Consider the following 19366-nt stretch of genomic DNA (forward strand, 5'->3'; position numbering starts at 1 on the left):
GGGAGATTCCACGCCGTGCGCATCGCAGTCACCGGCTCCATCGCCACCGACCACCTCATGACCTTCCCCGGCCGCTTCTCCGACCAGTTCGTCGCGGACCAGCTGCACACGGTCTCGCTGTCGTTCCTGGTCGACAAGCTCGATGTCCGCCGGGGTGGCGTGGGCGCCAACATCGCCTTCGGGATGGGCCAGCTCGGGACCCGGCCGATCCTGGTCGGCGCGGCCGGCGCCGACTTCGACGAGTACCGTGCCTGGCTGGACCGGCACGGCGTCGACACCGCCTCCGTGCGGATCTCCGAGACCCTGCACACCGCCCGCTTCGTGTGCACCACGGACGCCGACCACAACCAGATCGGCTCCTTCTACACCGGCGCCATGAGCGAGGCCCGCCTCATCGAGCTGAAGACCGTCGCGGACCGCGTCGACGGCCTCGACCTCGTCCTGATCGGCGCCGACGACCCGGAGGCGATGCTCCGGCACACCGAGGAGTGCCGCTCCCGCAACATCCCGTTCGCCGCCGACTTCTCCCAGCAGATCGCCCGCATGGACGGCGAGGAGATCCGGATCCTGCTGGACGGGGCGACGTACCTCTTCTCCAACGAGTACGAGAAGGGTCTCATCGAGAACAAGACCGGCTGGAGCGACGAGGAGATCCTCGGCAAGGTCGGCCACCGTGTCACCACCCTCGGCGCCCGGGGCGTCCGTATCGAGCGGGCCGGCGAGGACCCGATCGAGGTCGGCTGCCCGCAGGAGGAGCGCAAGGCCGACCCCACCGGCGTCGGCGACGCCTTCCGCGCCGGTTTCCTCTCCGGTCTGGCCTGGGGCGTCGGCCTGGAGCGCGCCGCGCAGGTCGGCTGCATGCTGGCCACGCTCGTCATCGAGACGGTCGGCACCCAGGAGTACGCGCTGCGCCGCGCCCACTTCATGGACCGCTTCACCAAGGCGTACGGCCATGACGCCGCCGCCGAGGTCCAGGCCCACCTGGGCTGACCAGGGCCTGTCCGACAGGCCCTACACCCGTCGGCGGACCACGTAGGCGACGCCCTGGTCCGCCGGCTCCTCACCCGCGTACTCCTGCCCGCGCATCGCGCACCACGCCGGGATGTCCAGCCGCGCCGCCTCGTCGTCCGCGAGCACCCGCACCGTCCCGCCCACCGGCACGTCCCCGATGACCTTGGCCAGCTCGATCACCGGGATCGGGCACAGCTTGCCCACCGCGTCCACGACGAGCGCGTCCTCCCGTACGACCGTGCTGGGGACCGGCGCCCCGAGCTTCTCCCGCACCGTCGCGACCGCCTCCGGCAGCACCCGGAGGAACCGGTCGACGTCGTCCTCCGCCGCCCCGAGCGGCAGCGACACCCGTACGTTGCCCTCGCTCAGCACCCCCATCGCCTTCAGTACATGGCTCGGCGTCAGCGTGCTGCTCGTGCAGGACGATCCGGACGAGACGGAGAAACCGGCGCGGTCCAACTCGTGCAGCAAAGTCTCCCCGTCGACATAGAGACACGAGAAGGTGACGATCCCGGGCAGCCGCCGCCGCGGATCGCCCACCACCTCGACATCGCCCAGCAGTTCCGGAACCCGCGCCCGGATCCGTTCCGTCAGCTCCCGCAGCCGTACCGCCTCCTGGGCCGCCTCGGCCCGTACGGCCCGCAGCGAAGCCGCCGCCGCGACGATCGCCGGGATGTTCTCGAACCCGGCGGCCCGCCCCGACTCCCGCTCGTCCGCGGGCCCTTGCGGCGCGAACCGCACCCCCTTGCGCACCACCAGCAGGCCCACCCCCGACGGCCCGCCCCACTTGTGCGCACTCGCCGTCAGCAGCGACCAGTCACCCTCGACCGGCCCCCACGCCAGCGACTGCGCCGCGTCCACCAGCAGCGGCACCCCGGCCTGACGGCACACCGACGCCACCTCGGCCACCGGCTGCACGGTCCCCACCTCGTGGTTGGCCGACTGCAGACACGCCAGCGCGGTGTCGGGCCGCAGCGCCTCCGCGTACGCCTGCGCACGCACGGCGCCTTCGCGGCCCACCGCCACCTGGGTGGTCGTACCGCCGTCCGCCTCGTGCACCTCGGCCGCATGGATCACCGAGGAGTGTTCGACCGCTGACACGATCAGGTGACGCCCGACCCGCCGACGCCCGGCCAACGCACCCGCGACACCCGCGTGCACGGCCCGCGTCCCGGATGGGACGAACACCAACTCGTCCGGTCGGCACCCCACGGCCTCGGCGGCCGCCTCCCGCGCCGCGTCCAGCAGCAACCGCGCCCGCCGCCCCTCCCGGTACAGACGGGCAGGATCGGCCCACCCCTCATCAAGAGAGGCCTGCAGGGCCTGCCGGGCAACAGGATGAAGAGGAGCACTGGAAGCCGCGTCGAAGTAAGCCACACAGCAACGCTAAAACGCCGGGCAGGCTGTCGTCCCCCAGGGGCGCGGGGAACTGCGCGACCAGCCCCCCACACACCCGCAGCCGCCAAACAAGCGAACCCACGGAGTGAGTAGGCACCCCTCCCCGCGAACCCCCGGAGGGCGTCGGCTAGGGTTTGGTCCGCATAAACATCCAAACCCCTGCCCGACGCAGGGCGGCGACCGACCACCGAGTAAGGCAGGCCGCAGCCACAACGCGCGGGCGAGACTCTCGGGAAGGCGCTACGTGAGTCCCAACGGCTCCGACCGCTCGCCGCGGCGCCCGATGCGGCGGAAGCTGCTGCAGGCACTGACCGCGGGCCTGGTCCTGGCGACCGCCACCGGTTGCACATGGGAGGACTTCCCCCGCCTTGGTATGCCCACCCCCACCACGGAAGAGGCGCCGATCGTCCTCTCCCTGTGGCAGGGATCCTGGGCTGCCGCGCTCGCCGTCGGCGTGCTGGTGTGGGGCCTCATTCTGTGGAGTGCGATCTTCCACCGGCGCAGCCGCACCAAGATCGAAGTTCCTCCGCAGACCCGGTACAACGTCCCGATCGAGGCGCTGTACACGGTGGTTCCGATCATCATCGTCTCGGTCCTCTTCTACTTCACGGCACGCGACGAGTCCAAGCTCCTCGACATGTCGAAGAAGCCCGACGTCACGGTGAACGTGGTCGGCTTCCAGTGGAGCTGGTGCTTCAACTACATCGAGGAAGTCGAAGGTTCGACGGGCGACGCCAGGACCGCCCCGGCCCTGGACGCCATTCCGAACCGCTACAAGGCGGACTTCCCGGCGAACGCCGGCGGGGTCTACACCTGTGGTACGCCGGGTGAGCGGAACCCGCAGACGGGCAACCCGGGCCCGACCCTCTGGCTCCCCGAGGGCAAGACGGTCCGCTTCGTCCTCACCTCGCGCGACGTCATCCACTCCTTCTGGGTGGTGCCGTTCCTGATGAAGCAGGACGTCATCCCCGGCCACACCAACGCCTTCCAGGTGACCCCCAACAAGCAGGGCACCTTCCTGGGCAAGTGCGCCGAGCTGTGCGGCGTCGACCACTCCCGGATGCTGTTCAACGTAAAGGTCGTCTCTCCTGAGCGCTACGAGCAGCACCTCAGGGACCTCGCCAAGCAGGGGCAGACCGGCTACGTTCCCGCCGGCATCGAGCAGACGGACCACGAGAAGGACCGGGAGGTGAACCAGCTGTGAGCATCCTCAACGAACCCGCGGGTGCCGCGGAAGCCGGTTCCTACGAGAACGAGCTGCCGGTCCGGCGCAAGCAGCCCGGCAATGTCGTGGTGAAGTGGCTGACGACCACCGACCACAAGACGATCGGCACGCTGTACCTGGTCACGTCGTTCGCGTTCTTCGTCATCGGTGGCGTGATGGCGCTCTTCATGCGCGCCGAGCTCGCCCGCCCGGGTACGCAGATCATGTCGAACGAGCAGTTCAACCAGGCGTTCACGATGCACGGCACGATCATGCTGCTGATGTTCGCGACGCCGCTGTTCGCCGGTTTCGCGAACTGGATCATGCCGCTGCAGATCGGCGCGCCGGACGTGGCGTTCCCGCGGCTGAACATGTTCGCCTACTGGCTCTACCTGTTCGGCTCGCTGATCGCGGTGGGCGGCTTCCTCACCCCGCAGGGTGCGGCGGACTTCGGCTGGTTCGCCTACTCCCCGCTGTCGGACGCGGTCCGCTCACCGGGCATCGGCGCCGACATGTGGATCATGGGTCTGGCCTTCTCCGGCTTCGGCACCATCCTCGGCTCGGTCAACTTCATCACCACGATCATCTGCATGCGCGCCCCCGGCATGACCATGTTCCGCATGCCGATCTTCACCTGGAACGTGCTGCTGACCGGTGTGCTGGTCCTGCTCGCCTTCCCGGTCCTGGCCGCCGCGCTGTTCGCGCTGGAGGCGGACCGTAAGTTCGGGGCGCACGTCTTCGACGCGTCCAACGGCGGAGCGCTGTTGTGGCAGCACCTCTTCTGGTTCTTCGGCCATCCAGAGGTGTACATCATCGCGCTGCCGTTCTTCGGCATCATCAGTGAGGTCATCCCGGTCTTCTCCCGCAAGCCGATGTTCGGCTACTCGGGTCTGATCGCGGCGACCATCGCGATCGCGGGTCTGTCCGTGACGGTGTGGGCCCACCACATGTACGTCACCGGTGGTGTGCTGCTGCCGTTCTTCGCCTTCATGACGTTCCTCATCGCCGTCCCGACCGGTGTGAAGTTCTTCAACTGGATCGGCACGATGTGGAAGGGCTCACTGTCCTTCGAGACGCCGATGCTCTGGGCGACCGGCTTCCTGATCACCTTCACCTTCGGTGGTCTGACCGGTGTCATCCTGGCCTCGCCGCCGATGGACTTCCACGTCTCCGACTCGTACTTCGTGGTGGCGCACTTCCACTACGTGGTCTTCGGCACCGTCGTCTTCGCGATGTTCTCCGGCTTCCACTTCTGGTGGCCGAAGTGGACCGGCAAGATGCTCGACGAGCGCCTCGGCAAGATCACCTTCTGGACGCTGTTCATCGGCTTCCACGGCACCTTCCTGGTCCAGCACTGGCTGGGCGCCGAGGGCATGCCGCGCCGGTACGCCGACTACCTGGCAGCCGACGGCTTCACCGCCCTGAACACGATCTCGACGATCAGCTCCTTCGTGCTCGGCCTGTCGATCCTGCCGTTCTTCTACAACGTGTGGAAGACGGCCAAGTACGGCAAGCCGGTCGGCGTCGACGACCCGTGGGGCTACGGCCGCTCGCTCGAGTGGGCCACCTCCTGCCCGCCGCCGCGGCACAACTTCCTCACCCTGCCGCGGATCCGCAGCGAATCCCCGGCGTTCGACCTGCACCACCCCGACATCGCCGCGCTCGAGGAGATCGGCCACGGCGGGCACGGTGCCAGCGCCCTGGCGGGTAGCAAGGAGGCCGGGAAGTGAAGATCCAGGGCAAGATGTTCATGTGGCTGAGCGTCTTCATCCTCGCCATGGCGATCGTCTATGGCTTGTGGTCGAAGGAGCCGGCCGGCACCACCGCCCTCTTCCTGGCCTTCGGCCTGGCCATCATGATCGGCTTCTACCTGGGCTTCACCGCCAAGCGGGTCGACGTCGGTGCCCAGGACAACAAGGAGGCCGACGTCGCGGACGACGCGGGCGAGCTGGGCTTCTTCAGCCCGCACAGCTGGCAGCCGCTGTCCCTGGGCATCGGTGGCGCCCTCGCGTTCCTCGGTGTCGCGGTCGGCTGGTGGCTGCTGTACTTCTCCGCCCCGCTGATCCTGATCGGCGTCTGGGGCTGGGTCTTCGAGTACTACCGCGGTGAGAACCAAACCCAGTAGGACGCGCACGAGCGTTTGAGGAGCCCGGACACTCCGTCAGGAGGGTCCGGGCTCCGTCGTTCCGCATGTTTCACACGGACGGCGTCACTCGTCCGGATGGCTCACCGCGCCGAGGTTGACGAACCTTCCTAGCGTGAAGGCATGAGCCACTCATCGCGCACCAGCAGAGTCGCCGGTTGCACGCTGGTGGTGATCGCCCTCGGCGCGGGCGTCACCGCCTGCGGCGGCGATGGCAACCCGCTGTCCGCCACGCCGTACGACGCCGCGGAGCAGATCTCCTTCAACGGCCCCACCAAGGCCGGGAAGAAGGCCGACCCGGACAAGCCCCTGGAGGTGACGGTCGAGGGCTCCGAGGGCCGGATCACGGACGTCACGGCCACGGACGCCGCCGGACGCCATGTCTCGGGTGAACTCTCGGCCGACGGCGGGCGCTGGCACAGCACCTCACCGCTGGCCGCGGACGCGCACTACACGGTCCGGGTGAGCACCGAGGACGACGACGGGGCGCCCGGCCGCCGGGTCGTCACCTTCGACACCGGCAAGCCCCGCACCAAGACCCGGCTGAACGTCACCTTCGGCCCCCAGGCGGGCAAGTACGGTGTGGGCCAGCCCATCACCGCCGACCTGAGCCAGCCTGTCAAGGACAAGGCACAGCGCGCGATCGTCGAACGCGGTCTGAAAGTGGTCACCAGCCCCGTCGTGGACGGCTCCTGGCACTGGGTGGACGACAAGAAGCTCCACTACCGGCCCGAGCAGTACTGGCCCGTCAACGCCACCATCCAGGTGCGCAGCAACCTCGCCGGCATCAAGATCAACGACCGCCTGTGGGGCGGCACCGCCAAGCCCCTGAAAATCACCACGGGCGACCGGATCGTCGCCGTCGCGGACGGCGCCAGCCACTACATGACCGTCTACAAGAACGACAAGGAGATCAACTCCATCCCGATCACCATGGGCAAGCCCGGATTCGAGACCCGCAACGGGGTCAAGGTGGTCATCGGCAAGGAGTACTTCGTACGCATGCGCGGCACCACGGTCGGCATCGCCGCGGGCACCTCGGAGTCGTACGACCTGCCCGTCTACTACGCCACCCGGGTCACCTGGAGCGGCGAGTACGTGCACGCCGCCCCCTGGTCCGTCGGCGACCAGGGCTCCGCCAACGTCAGCCACGGCTGCATCGGCATGCGGACCAGCAACGCCGCCTGGTTCTATGAGAACGTCCGCCCCGGCGACATCGTCAAGGTGGTCAACTCCTACGGCAAGACGATGGAACCGTTCGGCAACGGCTTCGGTGACTGGAACGTCGACTGGGCGAAGTGGCTCAAGGGCAGCGCCCTGGTCACCGGCGACCCCGAGGGCCCGACAGAGGTGGACCGGGCAAGACTGAGGCCCCAGAGTGTCTGAACAACGCCCTGAGGGCGCGGGGAACTCCCTAGGCGCTCATAAGCCTCTTGGACCGCAACAACGCAGCCAACGCCGAAGCGAACTCCACCGGCTCCACAGGCAACGTCACCGCGGCGTCGGCCCGGCTCCACGTGGCCAGCCAGGCGTCCTGAGGGCGCCCGATGAGCAACAGCACCGGCGGGCAGTCGAACACCTCGTCCTTGATCTGCCGGCACACACCCATGCCCCCCATCGGCACGGCCTCACCGTCCAGGACGCAGACATCGATCCCGCCCTTGTCCAGCTCCTTGACGACGGCGCCCGGAGTGGCGCACTCCACGAACTCCACCACAGGGACGTCCGGAGCGGGCCGGCGGCCGGTCGCGAGCCGCACCTGCTGGCGGGTGTTGGAGTCGTCGCTGTAGACCAGCACGGTGGCGGTCGGCTGCATGGTTCCTCCGTGACTTCGGCGTCGTACGGCAAGGCCCGTGACGCGGATGCTACTCCCTTGAACACCACGTCAACACCAGTACGAAGCGAGGAGACACTCCGAACGGCACCCCCCGGAGTGAGGGCGGGATAAGCGACCGACATAATGTCGGTCGTGGCGACAGCAACGACAGTAGATACCGGGCACGCGCACCCGTCGGTCAACCGGCCGAACCTCACCAGCGTCGGAACCATCATCTGGCTGAGTTCCGAGCTGATGTTCTTCGCGGCCCTCTTCGCGATGTACTTCACCCTGCGATCGGTGACCGGTCCCGAGTTCTGGAGTGAGAAGGCCGCGGCCTTGAACTTCCCGTTCTCGGCGACCAACACCACGATCCTGGTGCTCTCCTCCCTCACCTGCCAGCTGGGCGTGTTCGCCGCCGAGCGCGGTGACGTCAAGAAGCTCCGGATGTGGTTCATCGTCACCTTCGTGATGGGTGCGATCTTCATCGGCGGTCAGGTCTACGAGTACACCGAGCTGGTCAAGCACGAGGGCCTCTCGCTCTCGTCCGACCCGTACGGCTCGGTCTTCTACCTGACCACCGGCTTCCACGGCCTGCACGTGACGGGCGGACTCATCGCCTTCCTGCTGGTCCTCGGCCGTACCTACGCGGCCCGGAGGTTCACCCACGAGCAGGCGACCGCCGCCATCGTCGTGTCCTACTACTGGCACTTCGTCGACGTCGTCTGGATCGGCCTCTTCGCCACGATCTACATGATCAAGTAGCCGGGACCCGCTCCCGCGCATTCCAGAAGACTCGACGCAGAAGATCCTGACACCGGGGTAATCCGTGAAAAAGCTCTCCGCACGACGACGCCATCCGCTGGCGGCGGTCGTCGTCCTACTCCTCGCGCTGGCGGCCACGGGGGTGCTGTACACCGCGCTCGCGCCTACGGGTAAGGCGCAGGCCGATGAAACAGCCCAGTCCCTCGCCATCGAAGAGGGCAAGAAGCTCTACGCCGTCGGCTGCGCCAGCTGCCACGGCACCGGCGGTCAGGGCACCTCCGACGGTCCGAGCCTGGTCGGCGTGGGCGCGGCGGCCGTCGACTTCCAGGTCGGCACCGGCCGTATGCCGGCCGCGACCTCCCAGGGCGCCCAGGTGCCGCGGAAGAAGGTCATCTACACGCAGGCCGAGATCGACCAGCTCGCCGCGTACATCGCCTCGCTCGGCGCCGGTCCGAGCATCCCGACCGAGGAGCAGTACGGCACGGAGGGCGCGGACATCGCCGAGGGCGGCACGCTGTTCCGTACCAACTGCGCGCAGTGCCACAACTTCACCGGCAAGGGCGGTGCCCTCACCCGGGGCAAGTACGCGCCGACCCTGGAAGGCGTCGACCCGAAGCACATCTACGAGGCCATGCAGACCGGCCCGCAGAACATGCCCTCCTTCCCCGACACGGTGCTGACCGAGCAGAACAAGAAGGACATCATCGCGTACCTGGAGGCGGTCAACAGCTCCGATACGGAGAGCCCCGGCGGTCTGGAGCTGGGCGGCCTCGGGCCGGTCAGTGAGGGCCTCTTCGGCTGGATCTTCGGTCTCGGCGGGCTGATCGCCGTCGCCGTGTGGGTCGCCGCCCGGACCGCAAAGGCCAAGAAGTCATGAGTAGCCAAGACATCCCAGAAGAGAACCTGCCCGCCGAGCGGGGCGGCGCGGTCGACGTCGCCGACGAGAAGCACCCCTTCGCGGACCCCGGTCTGCCGCCGCACGAGCACCGGATCCAGGACATCGACGAGCGGGCCGCCAAGCGGTCCGAGCGCACGGTGGCCCTGCTGTTCACCGTGTCGATGCTGGCCACGGTCGGCTTCATCGCCTCGTTCGTGACGCTGCCGATCGACAAGTCCGTCTACATCTGGCCGCTCGGGCACATCAGCGCGCTGAACTTCGCGCTCGGCATGACCCTCGGCCTCGCGCTGTTCTGCATCGGCGCGGGCGCGGTCCACTGGGCCCGCACCCTGATGTCCGACGTGGAGATCGCCGACGAGCGCCACCCGATCGAGGCCTCCCCCGAGGTCCGCGCGAAGGTCCACGCGGACTTCCGGCAGGGCGCCAAGGAGTCCGCGATCGGCCGCCGCAAGCTGATCCGCAACACGATGCTCGGCGCGCTCACCCTGGTGCCGCTGTCCGGCATCGTCCTGCTGCGCGACCTCGGGCCGCTGCCCGAGGAGAAGCTCCGGCACACCCTGTGGAGGAGGGGCAAGCTCCTCGTCAACATGAACACGAACGAGCCGCTGCGTCCCTCGGACGTCGCCGTCGGCTCGCTCACGTTCGCCAAGCCCGAGGGCCTGGAGGAGCACGACCACGACTTCAACACCGAGATCGCCAAGGCGGCCCTGATGATCGTGCGGCTCCAGCCGGGCGACATCAAGGACCCGCGCGAGCTGGCGTGGTCGCACGAGGGCATCGTGGCGTACTCGAAGATCTGCACCCACGTCGGTTGCCCGATCTCGCTGTACGAGCAGCAGACGCACCACGTGCTGTGCCCCTGCCACCAGTCCACCTTCGACCTGTCCGACGGTGCCCGGGTCATCTTCGGCCCCGCCGGTCACGCCCTGCCGCAGCTGCGGATCGGCGTGAACGACGAGGGTTACCTCGAGGCGCTCGGCGACTTCGAAGAGCCCGTCGGTCCTGCATTCTGGGAGCGCGGATGAGCACTACGACCACCTCCGAGTCCCGCTCTCGCGGGAAGGCACCGGCCGGCGAGCGCGTCGCCGACTGGGCCGACGGCCGGCTCGGGATCTACTCCCTGGCCAAGGCCAACATGCGCAAGATCTTCCCGGACCACTGGTCCTTCATGCTGGGTGAGGTCGCGCTCTACAGCTTCATCATCATCATCCTCACGGGTGTGTACCTGACGCTGTTCTTCCACCCGTCGATGAACGAGGTGGAGTACCACGGCAGTTACGTCCCCATGCAGGGCGTGCTGATGAGTGAGGCGTACGCCTCCACGCTGGACATCAGCTTCGACGTGCGCGGCGGTCTGCTGATCCGGCAGATCCACCACTGGGCGGCGATCATCTTCCTGGCCGCCATGTTCGTGCACATGATGCGCGTCTTCTTCACCGGCGCGTTCCGCAAGCCGCGTGAGATCAACTGGCTGTTCGGCTTCCTGCTGTTCGTCCTCGGCATGTTCACCGGTTTCACCGGTTACTCGCTCCCGGACGACCTGCTCTCCGGCACCGGTGTCCGCTTCACCCAGGGCGCGATCCTGTCCGTGCCGATCGTCGGCACGTACATCTCGTTCTTCCTGTTCGGCGGAGAGTTCCCGGGCACCGACTTCGTGGCCCGCTTCTACTCGATCCACATCCTGCTGCTGCCGGGCATCATGCTCGGCCTCGTGGTGGCACACCTGATCCTGGTCTTCTACCACAAGCACACGCAGTTCGCGGGTCCCGGCAAGAGCAACAAGAACGTCGTCGGCATGCCGCTGCTGCCGGTCTACATGGCCAAGGCCGGAGGCTTCTTCTTCCTGGTCTTCGGTCTCATCGCGGCCCTGTCCGCCATCGCGACCGTCAACCCGATCTGGGTGCTCGGCCCGTACCGTCCGGACCTGGTGTCCACCGGCGCCCAGCCCGACTGGTACATGGGCTTCGCCGAAGGCCTCGTCCGCGCCATGCCCGGCTGGGAGATCGACTTCTGGGGTCACACGCTGGTCCTGGGCGTGTTCGTGCCGCTGGTGCTGTTCGGTCTGTTCCTCGGCCTGATCGCGATGTACCCGTTCATCGAGGCGTGGATCACCGGGGACAAGCGCGAGCACCACATCCTGGACCGGCCGCGCAACGCCCCGACCCGCACCGCCTTCGGCGTCGCCTGGGTCACCGCCTACATGATCATGCTGATCGGCGGTGGCAACGACATCGTCGCCACCCACTTCCATCTGTCGATCAACGCGGTCACGTGGTTCGTCCGGATCGGCTTCTTCGCCGGACCGGTCGTCGCCTTCATCATCACCAAGCGGATCTGCCTCGGCCTGCAGCGCCGGGACCGGGACAAGGTGCTGCACGGCCGGGAGACCGGCACCATCAAGCGCCTGCCGCACGGTGAGTTCATCGAGGTCCACGAGCCGCTCAGCCAGGAGGCGCTGTACACGCTCACGGCACACGAGCAGTACCAGCCGGCCGAGATCGGCCCGACGGTCGACGAGAACGGTGTCGAGCGCAAGGTGAAGGGCTCCGAGAAGCTGCGCGCCAAGCTCAGCGACGCGTACTTCGGTGAGGGCGCCCAGATCCCCAAGCCCACCGTCGAGGAGTACAAGGAGATCACGAGCGGCCACGGCCACCACTGATCGCTGCACTCGCCACGCCACGGCAGGGGCCCCGTCCGATGTCCGGACGGGGCCCTTCGCCGTGCCCCGGGCTGGATAGGGTGGACCTTGTTCGAGACAGGTGTCCCGTACGACGGGACCGACCCAGGAGCGGCTTATGAGCGCTGTGACCCCCGCTGGAGGCGACACCGCGGCGGGCCGTTCCTGGCCCGCCCTGCTGAACGGCCTGCTGGACGGCCGTGACCTGAGCGCCGACGACACCGCCTGGGCGATGGACCTGATCATGCGGGGCGAGGCGACGGACGCGCAGATCGCCGGGTTCGCGGTGGCGCTGCGGGCCAAGGGCGAGACCGTCGAGGAGATCACCGGGCTCGTGCGGACGATGTACGAGCACGCGAACGTCATCGAGGTGCCGGGGGAGACGGTCGACATCGTCGGGACCGGCGGCGACGGCGCGAAGACGGTGAACATCTCGACCATGTCGGCGATCGTCATCGCCGGTACGGGCGCGAAGGTCGTCAAGCACGGCAACCGCGCCGCGTCCTCCGCCTCCGGCGCGTCCGACGTGCTGGAGAAGCTGGGCGTCAATCTGGAACTGACGCCGCAGCGGGTCGCGGAGGTCGCCGAGGAGGCCGGCATCACCTTCTGCTTCGCGGTGAAGTTCCATCCGGCGCTGCGCCATGTGGCGGCGGCGCGAGGCCAGCTGGGCATCCGCACGACCTTCAACTTCCTGGGCCCGCTCACGAACCCGGCGAAGGTCAAGGCCCAGGCGGTCGGCGTCGCGGACCTCCGGATGGCGCCGATCGTCGCCGGTGTCTTCGCCGAGCGCGGCAACTCCTCGCTGGTCTTCCGGGGCGACGACGGCCTCGACGAGCTGACGACCACGTCGACGTCGAAGGTCTGGGTGGTCCGGGACGGCAAGGTGACCGAGGAGACCTTCGATCCGCGCGAGGCCGGCATCGACCTGGTGCCGGTGGAGGCGCTGCGCGGCGCGGACGCCTCGTACAACGCCGAGGTCGCCCGGCGCCTGCTGGACGGCGAGCCCGGCCCCGTACGGGACGCGGTGCTGCTGAACGCGGCGGCGGCGCTGGTGGCGCTGCGGCCGGGTGACGGACCGCTGACCGAGCAGATCCGCGCCGGCATGCGGAAAGCGGCCGAGTCGATCGACTCCGGCGCCGCCAAGCGCGTCCTGGACCGCTGGGTGGCCGTCAGCAACGCGTAACCGGACGGAGTGTGGCGTGCGTCCCGCGATCCGGACTCGGGTTGCGGGACGCCGAACACTTCACGTACGTTCCTGTCCAGGTCATGAGTGACAGTCATGAGGCCCCGGCCGACTGTCCGGCAACCCTCCGTCCGTGGCGGGGTGCCCCGGGTGAAGACCAGGCCGTAGGCAGCGAGGTCTACGGCAAGCGCGGACCCCTCGCACAGTTCTTGATTTTTGTGAGGGCAGGGGTCCTGGTCGTCGAGGAGCCTCCCGTGAGCAAGCGAATGCGCTAGGGCGTCGAGCCCCGCCTCCGCACACCCTTTCTCTCTCTTTCTCTCTCTGCCTCTCACGGGAGTTCCCCATGTCCGTCTCCACCGCTGCCGCCGACCAGTCTGTTTGTGCCCTGCTGCCCGTTCTGGGGCGGGATGTCACCGTTCCGCTCGTCACCGGTGGTGAAGTCACCTACGCCGCGCTCGACTACGCGGCCAGCGCCCCCGCCCTCCGGCGTGTCTGGGACGACGTGGCGGCCTACGCGCCGTACTACGGCAGCGTCCACCGCGGCGCCGGCTACCTCTCCCAGCTCTCCACCGACCTGTTCGAGAACGCCCGCCGGACCGTCGCCGAGTTCCTCGACTGCCGGGGCGACGACCAGGTGGTCTTCACCCGGTCCACCACCGACTCGCTCAACCTGCTCGCCGCCGCCCTCCCCGCCGGCTGCCAGGTCTTCGTCTTCGAGACCGAGCACCACGCCTCCCTGCTGCCCTGGCGGGACGCCCACGTCACCTACCTCAACGCGCCGCGCACCCCGCAGCAGGCCGTGCGGACCCTGGAGCGCGCGCTCGCCGACCGGACTGCATCCATTCAAGAGGGCCACGGCCCGGCCCTGGTCTGCGTCACGGGCGCCTCCAACGTCACCGGCGAGCTGTGGCCGGTACGGGAGCTCGCCGCGGCCGCGCACGCGCACGGTGCCCGGATCGTGCTGGACGCCGCCCAGCTCGCGCCCCACCACCCGGTGTCCGTACGGGAGTTGGACGTCGACTGGGTCGCCTTCTCCGGGCACAAGCTGTACGCCCCCTTCGGCTCCGGCGTCCTCGCCGGCCGCGCCGACTGGCTGCGCGAGGCCGAGCCGTACCTCGCGGGCGGCGGCGCCAGCCGCAAGGTGGCCCGGCGGGCGGACGGCGGCGTGGACGTGGAGTGGCACGAGAGCGCCGCCCGGCACGAGGCGGGCTCCCCGAACGTCATCGGCGCCTACGCCATCGCGTCGGCCTGCAAGGCGCTCACCGAGGCCGGTTTCGACACGCTGGTCGCCCGCGAGCAGCACCTGATCCGGACGGTCCGGGCGGGCCTCGCCGAGGTCCCCGAGGTCAGGATCCTGTCCCTGTTCGGCGCGGACGCCCCCCGCGTCGGTGTGCTCTCCTTCGTCGTCGACGGCTGGAACAGCTCGCACTTCGCCGCCGCCCTCTCCGCCGAGTACGGCATCGGCGTCCGCGACGGCCTCTTCTGCGCCCATCCCCTCGTCCGCACCCTGCTCGGCAGCGACCCGCAGACCCAGGGCGAGTGCGGCGCCCCCGAGGCGGCTCCCGGCGAGAAGTCGCTCAACGCGATCCGCGTGAGCTTCGGGGCGGGCACGCCGGACGAGCATGTCGAGCGGTTCGTCGGGGCGGTGCGGGAACTGGTCCGCGACGGCGCGAAGTGGAACTACCGGACCGTGGACGGGCGTTGCGTCCCCGCCGTGTGAACCGCTGACGCGGCCACGGCGTAGACGCTCCCCTCGGCAGCCGTATGCGGGACAGGGGAGCAACGGGGTACCAGACTCGGTGCCGGTGGCATGGGCGAGGTGTATCTCGCCCCCGCCTGCTCACCTCGGCCGCCGGAGGGCTGCTGGCGGCCGGTGTGCCGGTGGGCGGGGTCCACCTGACCCGGGAACGCGACGCGGGCGGCGACGGGGGTGGCTCACCCTGGCCCGGTCCTCGTCGGCTACGGCGACCTGGGCGCCGGACGTGACGCCCGTGGTGGCCGACGGGACGGTGTACGTGGGCTGCTACGACGACCATCTGTACGCCCTCGACGCCGCCACGGGTGCCGCGGCAGCCGCGTCTGCGTCCCGTCCGCCAAGGGCCTCGCGGCGGTCAATGTCACCGGCTGAGGGCCGGGCCCCGCGTCCCGCGACATGATCCGAACGACGGCGGACCTAACTGTCCAGCCCGATCGCGAACGCCGCCTCCAGGTCGTGCTGGGAGTAGGTCCGGAACGCCACGTGCGTGTCCGTCGCCTCCACGCCGGGGATCTTGCTGATGCTGCCGGGGATGACGTCGGCGAGGTCGTCGTGGCGCTTCACCCTGACCATGGCGATCAGGTCGTAGGTGCCGGTGACGGAGAAGACCTCGCTGACGGAGTCCAGCGCGGCGATCTGCTCGGCGATCTCGGGGATCCGGTCCACGCTGGTCTTGATCAGGACGATCGCGGTGATCACGGCTGGTTCTCTCCCTCGGGGGCCGGAGCTGGGGCGGCCTTCACTCTAGCCGCACGGCCATACCGCGCCCACGCGTAAGCAAAGCCCAGGCCGAAGCCCACCAGGTGGGCCAGATAGGCCACCCCCGGCCCGCTGGACGCCCGGCCCGCCGCCAGCCACTGGAGGGCCACCCAGAAGGGCAGCACCACCCACGCCGGGAAGCGCAGCGGCAGGAAGAACAGGAACGGCAGGAGGCTGGTCACCCGGGCCCGGGGAAAGAGGAACAGGAAGGCGCCGAGGACCGCCGAGATCGCGCCCGACGCGCCGACCAGGGACCGCTCGGAGTCGGCGTTGGCCGCCGCGTACCCCAGCAGCGCGAGGTAGCCGCAGCCGACGTAGAAGAGGGTGAACTCGACGCGGCCCATCCGTTCCTCGGTCATCACCCCGAAGACGTAGAGGAAGAGCATGTTGCCGAGCAGGTGCACCCAGCTGCCGTGCACGAAGAGGGCCGTGGCCGGGGTGAGGGCGGCCCTCGGGGAGCCCTCGAACAGTTCTGCGGGGATCACTCCCCAGTGGCGGAAGTACGCCCGCTGCACGGCGAGCAGCTCGTCGCCGGAGCCGTACGCCGGACTGAGGCCCGAGGCGGGGCCGATCAGGAAGATCAGGCAGCACAGGGCGATCAGTCCGTACATCACCGGCGCCTGCGGTAGGCGGACCGCCCGGCGGCCCACCGCGCTCCAGAGGCTGATCATGGACACAGAGCATGACGTAAGCGGACGCAACCGCACAGACCGCCTCGCCGCCCGGGACGGGCGGGCGTCGGGTACCCGCCAGGCCGTAGGGTTACGAGCCACACGCTCCAGGGAAACTGGCGCATCACGGAAACTACGCATCACCGAAACTAGAAGGAAAGCGAACAGCCACGATGACGGTTCCCCTGCCGACCGACACCACGCGGTGGCGCTGCACCCTCTGCGGCAATCTGACGCGCTTCGACGTGACCCGCTCCTCGAAGGTCGTCGAGTACGTCCACCTCGACCTCGCCGGTGAGCCGAGGGTCGAGGAGCGCGAGGTGGTCAGTGAGACCATCGAGTCGGTGCGGTGCCGGTGGTGCAACGCCGTGGATCAGGTGGAACTCGTGGACAGGCCGGGCGCCGGCTCCTGACAGGGACCGGCCCCGCAGGGGCATTGGGGTGACGGATGGTGGAGACCGCAGGCGGGGGGCCGGGCGACGGCGCCGCTGAGGTGCTCGACCGTCCGCTGCCCGAAGGAGTGCGCCGGAAGGTCGTACAGATCGTTTCCGACGGCTTCGGCGGGCTGACGATGGCCGAACTGCCCGCACAGCTGCGGCAGTACGCCCGGTTCGCCCCGAATCGTCGGGCCAAGTTCGCCGGTAACGCGATGGCCGCGGCAGTGGAGACCGACCCGCTGTTCCGGCAGCGCATCGGCGAGAAGTTCCGCGAGGCCCAGCCCGAGCTGGCCGGTGCCCTCGACGCCGGATCGCCGCCGCCGGCCGCGGATCCGCTGGACGTGGCGGCCGCCGCGTATGTGCTGCGCCCGATCGGCTGGGTGAAGCTGGTCGCCGCCGCCGGCGAGGAGGCCCAGCGGGCCGACGCCGAGCGCGCCGACGAGGAGAACCGCGCCGAACTGGAGCGGCTGCGCACCGAACTCGCCGCCGCCCGCGACCACACCCGCGCCGAGACCGAGCGGCTGCGCGCCGAGCTGGACGCCGCCCGCAAGGAAGCCGAATCGCTGCACCGCAAGCTGCGGGCCGCGCTCAGCGACGTCAAGCGCGGCGAGGCGGCGCTGCGCAAGGTGCAGGCCGAGATCGAGGCCGTACGCGCCGAGGGCCAGGCCCAGATGTCCGCCGCCGAGAGCGAGGCGCGGCGGCTCAAGGCGCGGCTCGGGGAGGCCGAGGCCACCCTGGAGGCCACCCGCCGGGCCGCGCGCGAGGGACGCAGCGTCGAGGACATGCGGGTACGGCTGCTGCTCGACACCGTGCTGGACGCGGCGCAGGGGCTGCGCCGGGAACTGGCGCTGCCACCGGTGTCCGTACGCCCCGCCGAGACCGTGGACGCGGTCGAACCGGGACGAATGACCCCGAAGGACATCGCCGCACGGGCGTTGTCCGAGCACGACCCCGCGATCCTCGACCAGCTTCTCGCGCTGCCGCAGGCCCATCTGGTCGTCGACGGCTACAACGTCACCAAGACCGGCTATCCCCAAATGCCGCTGGAGAAGCAGCGGTTGCGGCTGCTCGGGCAGCTCTCGCAGCTCGCCGCGCAGTCCGGTGCCGAGGTGACCTGTGTCTTCGACGGGGCCGAACTGGCCGCGCCGGTGCTGCTGGCGCCGCCGCGCGGAGTGCGGGTGCTGTTCTCCAAACCGGGTGTCACCGCCGACGAGTTGATCCGCCAGCTGGTGCGCGCCGAGCCGCCCGGGCGTCCGGTCATCGTCGTCTCGACCGACCGCGAGGTGGCCGACGGGGTGGCCCGGGCGGGGGCGCGGCCGGTGGCGTCGGCGGTGCTGCTGAAGCGGCTCTCGCGCAGCTGACATGTGCCCCATGCGCACCGCATGTCCCAACCGTGCAATGTGCCCAGGGAATGCCCGAATTGACAGGACCGTCACGCAACGTAGCGTCAACACGCATCACTGCGCGTGAGTTGTAGGTAAAGGATGCGCTCGGTCACCGAGATTTTTCATGTGAGGATTTGATCTGATCACAGCGAGGTCACTAGGGTCTGGCCTCGAACCTCCGATCGGGTGATCACTCACAAGAAGGAGATTGCCCCCGTGGCGTCCCACCGTCGACCCAAGCAGCCCAGTCGCACACGCGTGACCGTGCTGACCACCGCAGCCGCCGCTGCCGTCGCCCTCAGCTCGCAGGCCGCCAACGCCGCGCCGAGCGAGAAGCCGAGCAAGGACGAGGTCAAGGCCAAGGTCGACAAGCTCTACGAGCAGGCCGAGCAGGCCACCGAGAAGTACAACGGCGCCAAGGAGAAGCAGGAGAAGCTCCAGAAGGAGATCTCCACCATCCAGGACAACGTCGCCCGTGGCCAGGAAGAGGTCAACGAGCTGCGCGACGGCCTCGGTTTGATGGCCAGCGCCCAGTACCGCTCGGGCGGCATAGACCCCTCCCTGCAGCTCTTCCTCTCCGCCGACCCGGACGACTACCTCGACAAGGCCTCCACGCTCGACCAGTTGAGCGCCCAGCAGGTCGACGCGCTGAAGAAGATCCAGGAGAAGCAGCGCGAACTCGCCCAGGAGCGCGCCGAGGCCTCCGACAAGCTCAAGGACCTCGCCGCCACCCGCAGCGAACTTGGCAAGAAGAAGAAGGAAGTTCAGGGCAAGCTCGCCGAGGCGCAGAAGCTGCTCAACTCCCTCACCGCCGCCGAGAAGGCGGCCCTCGCCGCCGAGCAGGAGCGCGCCAGCCGCGCCAGCGAGCGCACCGCTCTCAGCTCCGGCGCCCCCGCCACCGGCCGCGCTTCCTCGGCCTACGGCGCCGCGCAGAGCAAGCTCGGCTCGCCCTACGTCTACGGCGCCTCCGGCCCGTCCTCCTTCGACTGCTCGGGCCTCACCTCCTGGGCCTTCGCCCAGGCCGGCATCTCCATCCCGCGCACCTCGCAGGCGCAGGCCAACATCGGCACCCGCATCTACTCGCAGAGCGACCTCCGGGTCGGCGACCTGGTGTTCTTCTACGGCGACCTGCACCACGTCGGCTTCTACGCGGGCAACGGCCAGGTGCTGCACGCCCCGCGCACCGGCACGGTCGTGCGCTACGAGTCGATCAACAACATGCCGTACCAGTTCGGCGTCCGGGTCTGAAAAGCCGGCACGGGC

18 protein-coding genes and 1 riboswitch are annotated in these 19366 nt (G+C 69.2%); of the genes, 14 read left to right on the top strand and 4 right to left on the bottom strand.

Annotation, left to right across the window (positions count from 1 at the left end; translation table 11 throughout):
• The first annotated feature begins 15 nt into the window (after positions 1 to 15).
• A complete protein-coding gene (locus HJD23_RS31330) occupies positions 16 to 990 on the top strand; it encodes a carbohydrate kinase family protein (RefSeq protein ID WP_171109848.1) in 975 nt (324 codons plus the stop codon).
• A gap of 21 nt (positions 991 to 1011) precedes the next feature.
• Here HJD23_RS31330 and HJD23_RS31335 read toward each other — a convergent pair whose 3' ends face one another.
• Positions 1012 to 2388 carry a cysteine desulfurase/sulfurtransferase TusA family protein gene (locus tag HJD23_RS31335; RefSeq protein WP_171109847.1) on the bottom strand — a complete coding sequence of 459 codons (1377 nt, stop codon included), beginning with the start codon at positions 2386 to 2388 and terminating at the stop codon, positions 1012 to 1014.
• A gap of 265 nt (positions 2389 to 2653) precedes the next feature.
• Here HJD23_RS31335 and coxB point away from each other — a divergent pair, with 265 nt between their 5' ends.
• The 4 genes from coxB (at position 2654) to HJD23_RS31355 (ending at position 7142) form a co-directional block, all read left to right on the top strand.
• Positions 2654 to 3613, top strand: coding sequence for a cytochrome c oxidase subunit II (coxB, locus tag HJD23_RS31340; RefSeq protein WP_171109846.1), 960 nt, complete (start codon positions 2654 to 2656; stop codon positions 3611 to 3613).
• Positions 3610 to 5343, top strand: coding sequence for a cytochrome c oxidase subunit I (gene ctaD, locus HJD23_RS31345; RefSeq protein ID WP_171134094.1), 1734 nt, complete (start codon positions 3610 to 3612; stop codon positions 5341 to 5343). The genes coxB and ctaD overlap by 4 nt, the downstream gene beginning before the upstream one ends.
• Entirely contained in the window at positions 5340 to 5738 is a 399-nt protein-coding gene (locus HJD23_RS31350; protein ID WP_171115457.1) for a cytochrome c oxidase subunit 4, read from the top strand. The genes ctaD and HJD23_RS31350 overlap by 4 nt, the downstream gene beginning before the upstream one ends.
• A gap of 141 nt (positions 5739 to 5879) precedes the next feature.
• Positions 5880 to 7142: an Ig-like domain-containing protein gene (locus tag HJD23_RS31355; protein ID WP_171115455.1), complete on the top strand. Its 1263-nt coding sequence runs from the start codon at positions 5880 to 5882 to the stop codon at positions 7140 to 7142.
• Positions 7143 to 7170: 28 nt separating this feature from the next.
• Here HJD23_RS31355 and HJD23_RS31360 read toward each other — a convergent pair whose 3' ends face one another.
• Positions 7171 to 7572: a response regulator transcription factor gene (locus HJD23_RS31360; RefSeq protein ID WP_171115453.1), complete on the bottom strand. Its 402-nt coding sequence runs from the start codon at positions 7570 to 7572 to the stop codon at positions 7171 to 7173.
• Between the two features lie 144 nt (positions 7573 to 7716).
• Here HJD23_RS31360 and HJD23_RS31365 point away from each other — a divergent pair, with 144 nt between their 5' ends.
• From HJD23_RS31365 to HJD23_RS31390, 6 genes are all read left to right on the top strand, one after another.
• A complete protein-coding gene (locus HJD23_RS31365) occupies positions 7717 to 8337 on the top strand; it encodes a heme-copper oxidase subunit III (RefSeq protein ID WP_171115452.1) in 621 nt (206 codons plus the stop codon).
• A 64-nt stretch (positions 8338 to 8401) separates the two neighbouring features.
• The gene (locus HJD23_RS31370; RefSeq protein WP_171115450.1) at positions 8402 to 9214 is read left to right on the top strand and encodes a c-type cytochrome; all 813 of its coding nucleotides are present in this window, start codon (positions 8402 to 8404) and stop codon (positions 9212 to 9214) included.
• Entirely contained in the window at positions 9211 to 10260 is a 1050-nt protein-coding gene (locus HJD23_RS31375) for a Rieske 2Fe-2S domain-containing protein (RefSeq protein ID WP_171115448.1), read from the top strand. Before HJD23_RS31370 ends, HJD23_RS31375 begins: the two co-directional genes overlap by 4 nt.
• The gene (locus tag HJD23_RS31380; RefSeq protein ID WP_171115446.1) at positions 10257 to 11894 is read left to right on the top strand and encodes a cytochrome bc complex cytochrome b subunit; all 1638 of its coding nucleotides are present in this window, start codon (positions 10257 to 10259) and stop codon (positions 11892 to 11894) included. Before HJD23_RS31375 ends, HJD23_RS31380 begins: the two co-directional genes overlap by 4 nt.
• 136 nt (positions 11895 to 12030) lie before the next feature.
• Positions 12031 to 13095, top strand: a complete 1065-nt coding sequence (gene trpD, locus HJD23_RS31385) for an anthranilate phosphoribosyltransferase (protein WP_171115444.1) — start codon at positions 12031 to 12033, stop codon at positions 13093 to 13095.
• A gap of 79 nt (positions 13096 to 13174) precedes the next feature.
• Positions 13175 to 13291: riboswitch (SAM riboswitch) on the top strand.
• 147 nt (positions 13292 to 13438) lie between these two features.
• Complete coding sequence (locus HJD23_RS31390) at positions 13439 to 14815, top strand: aminotransferase class V-fold PLP-dependent enzyme (protein ID WP_171115442.1); 1377 nt, start codon at positions 13439 to 13441, stop codon at positions 14813 to 14815.
• Positions 14816 to 15268: 453 nt separating this feature from the next.
• Here HJD23_RS31390 and HJD23_RS31400 read toward each other — a convergent pair whose 3' ends face one another.
• Both HJD23_RS31400 and HJD23_RS31405 read right to left on the bottom strand, forming a co-directional pair.
• Positions 15269 to 15550: an Lrp/AsnC ligand binding domain-containing protein gene (locus HJD23_RS31400; RefSeq protein ID WP_141314915.1), complete on the bottom strand. Its 282-nt coding sequence runs from the start codon at positions 15548 to 15550 to the stop codon at positions 15269 to 15271.
• The gene (locus HJD23_RS31405) at positions 15547 to 16281 is read right to left on the bottom strand and encodes a rhomboid family intramembrane serine protease (RefSeq protein WP_171115438.1); all 735 of its coding nucleotides are present in this window, start codon (positions 16279 to 16281) and stop codon (positions 15547 to 15549) included. The genes HJD23_RS31400 and HJD23_RS31405 overlap by 4 nt, the downstream gene beginning before the upstream one ends.
• 173 nt (positions 16282 to 16454) lie before the next feature.
• Between HJD23_RS31405 and HJD23_RS31410 the strand changes: the two genes are divergently transcribed.
• The 3 genes from HJD23_RS31410 (at position 16455) to HJD23_RS31420 (ending at position 19351) form a co-directional block, all read left to right on the top strand.
• Entirely contained in the window at positions 16455 to 16694 is a 240-nt protein-coding gene (locus HJD23_RS31410) for a hypothetical protein (protein ID WP_171115436.1), read from the top strand.
• A gap of 35 nt (positions 16695 to 16729) precedes the next feature.
• Complete coding sequence (locus tag HJD23_RS31415; protein WP_171115434.1) at positions 16730 to 18079, top strand: NYN domain-containing protein; 1350 nt, start codon at positions 16730 to 16732, stop codon at positions 18077 to 18079.
• Positions 18080 to 18319: 240 nt separating this feature from the next.
• A complete protein-coding gene (locus HJD23_RS31420; RefSeq protein ID WP_171115432.1) occupies positions 18320 to 19351 on the top strand; it encodes an NlpC/P60 family protein in 1032 nt (343 codons plus the stop codon).
• The last annotated feature ends 15 nt before the right edge of the window (positions 19352 to 19366 follow it).

The organism is Streptomyces sp. Z423-1 (assembly GCF_013009255.1).
In the GTDB taxonomy this organism is placed as follows: domain Bacteria; phylum Actinomycetota; class Actinomycetes; order Streptomycetales; family Streptomycetaceae; genus Streptomyces; species Streptomyces gossypiisoli.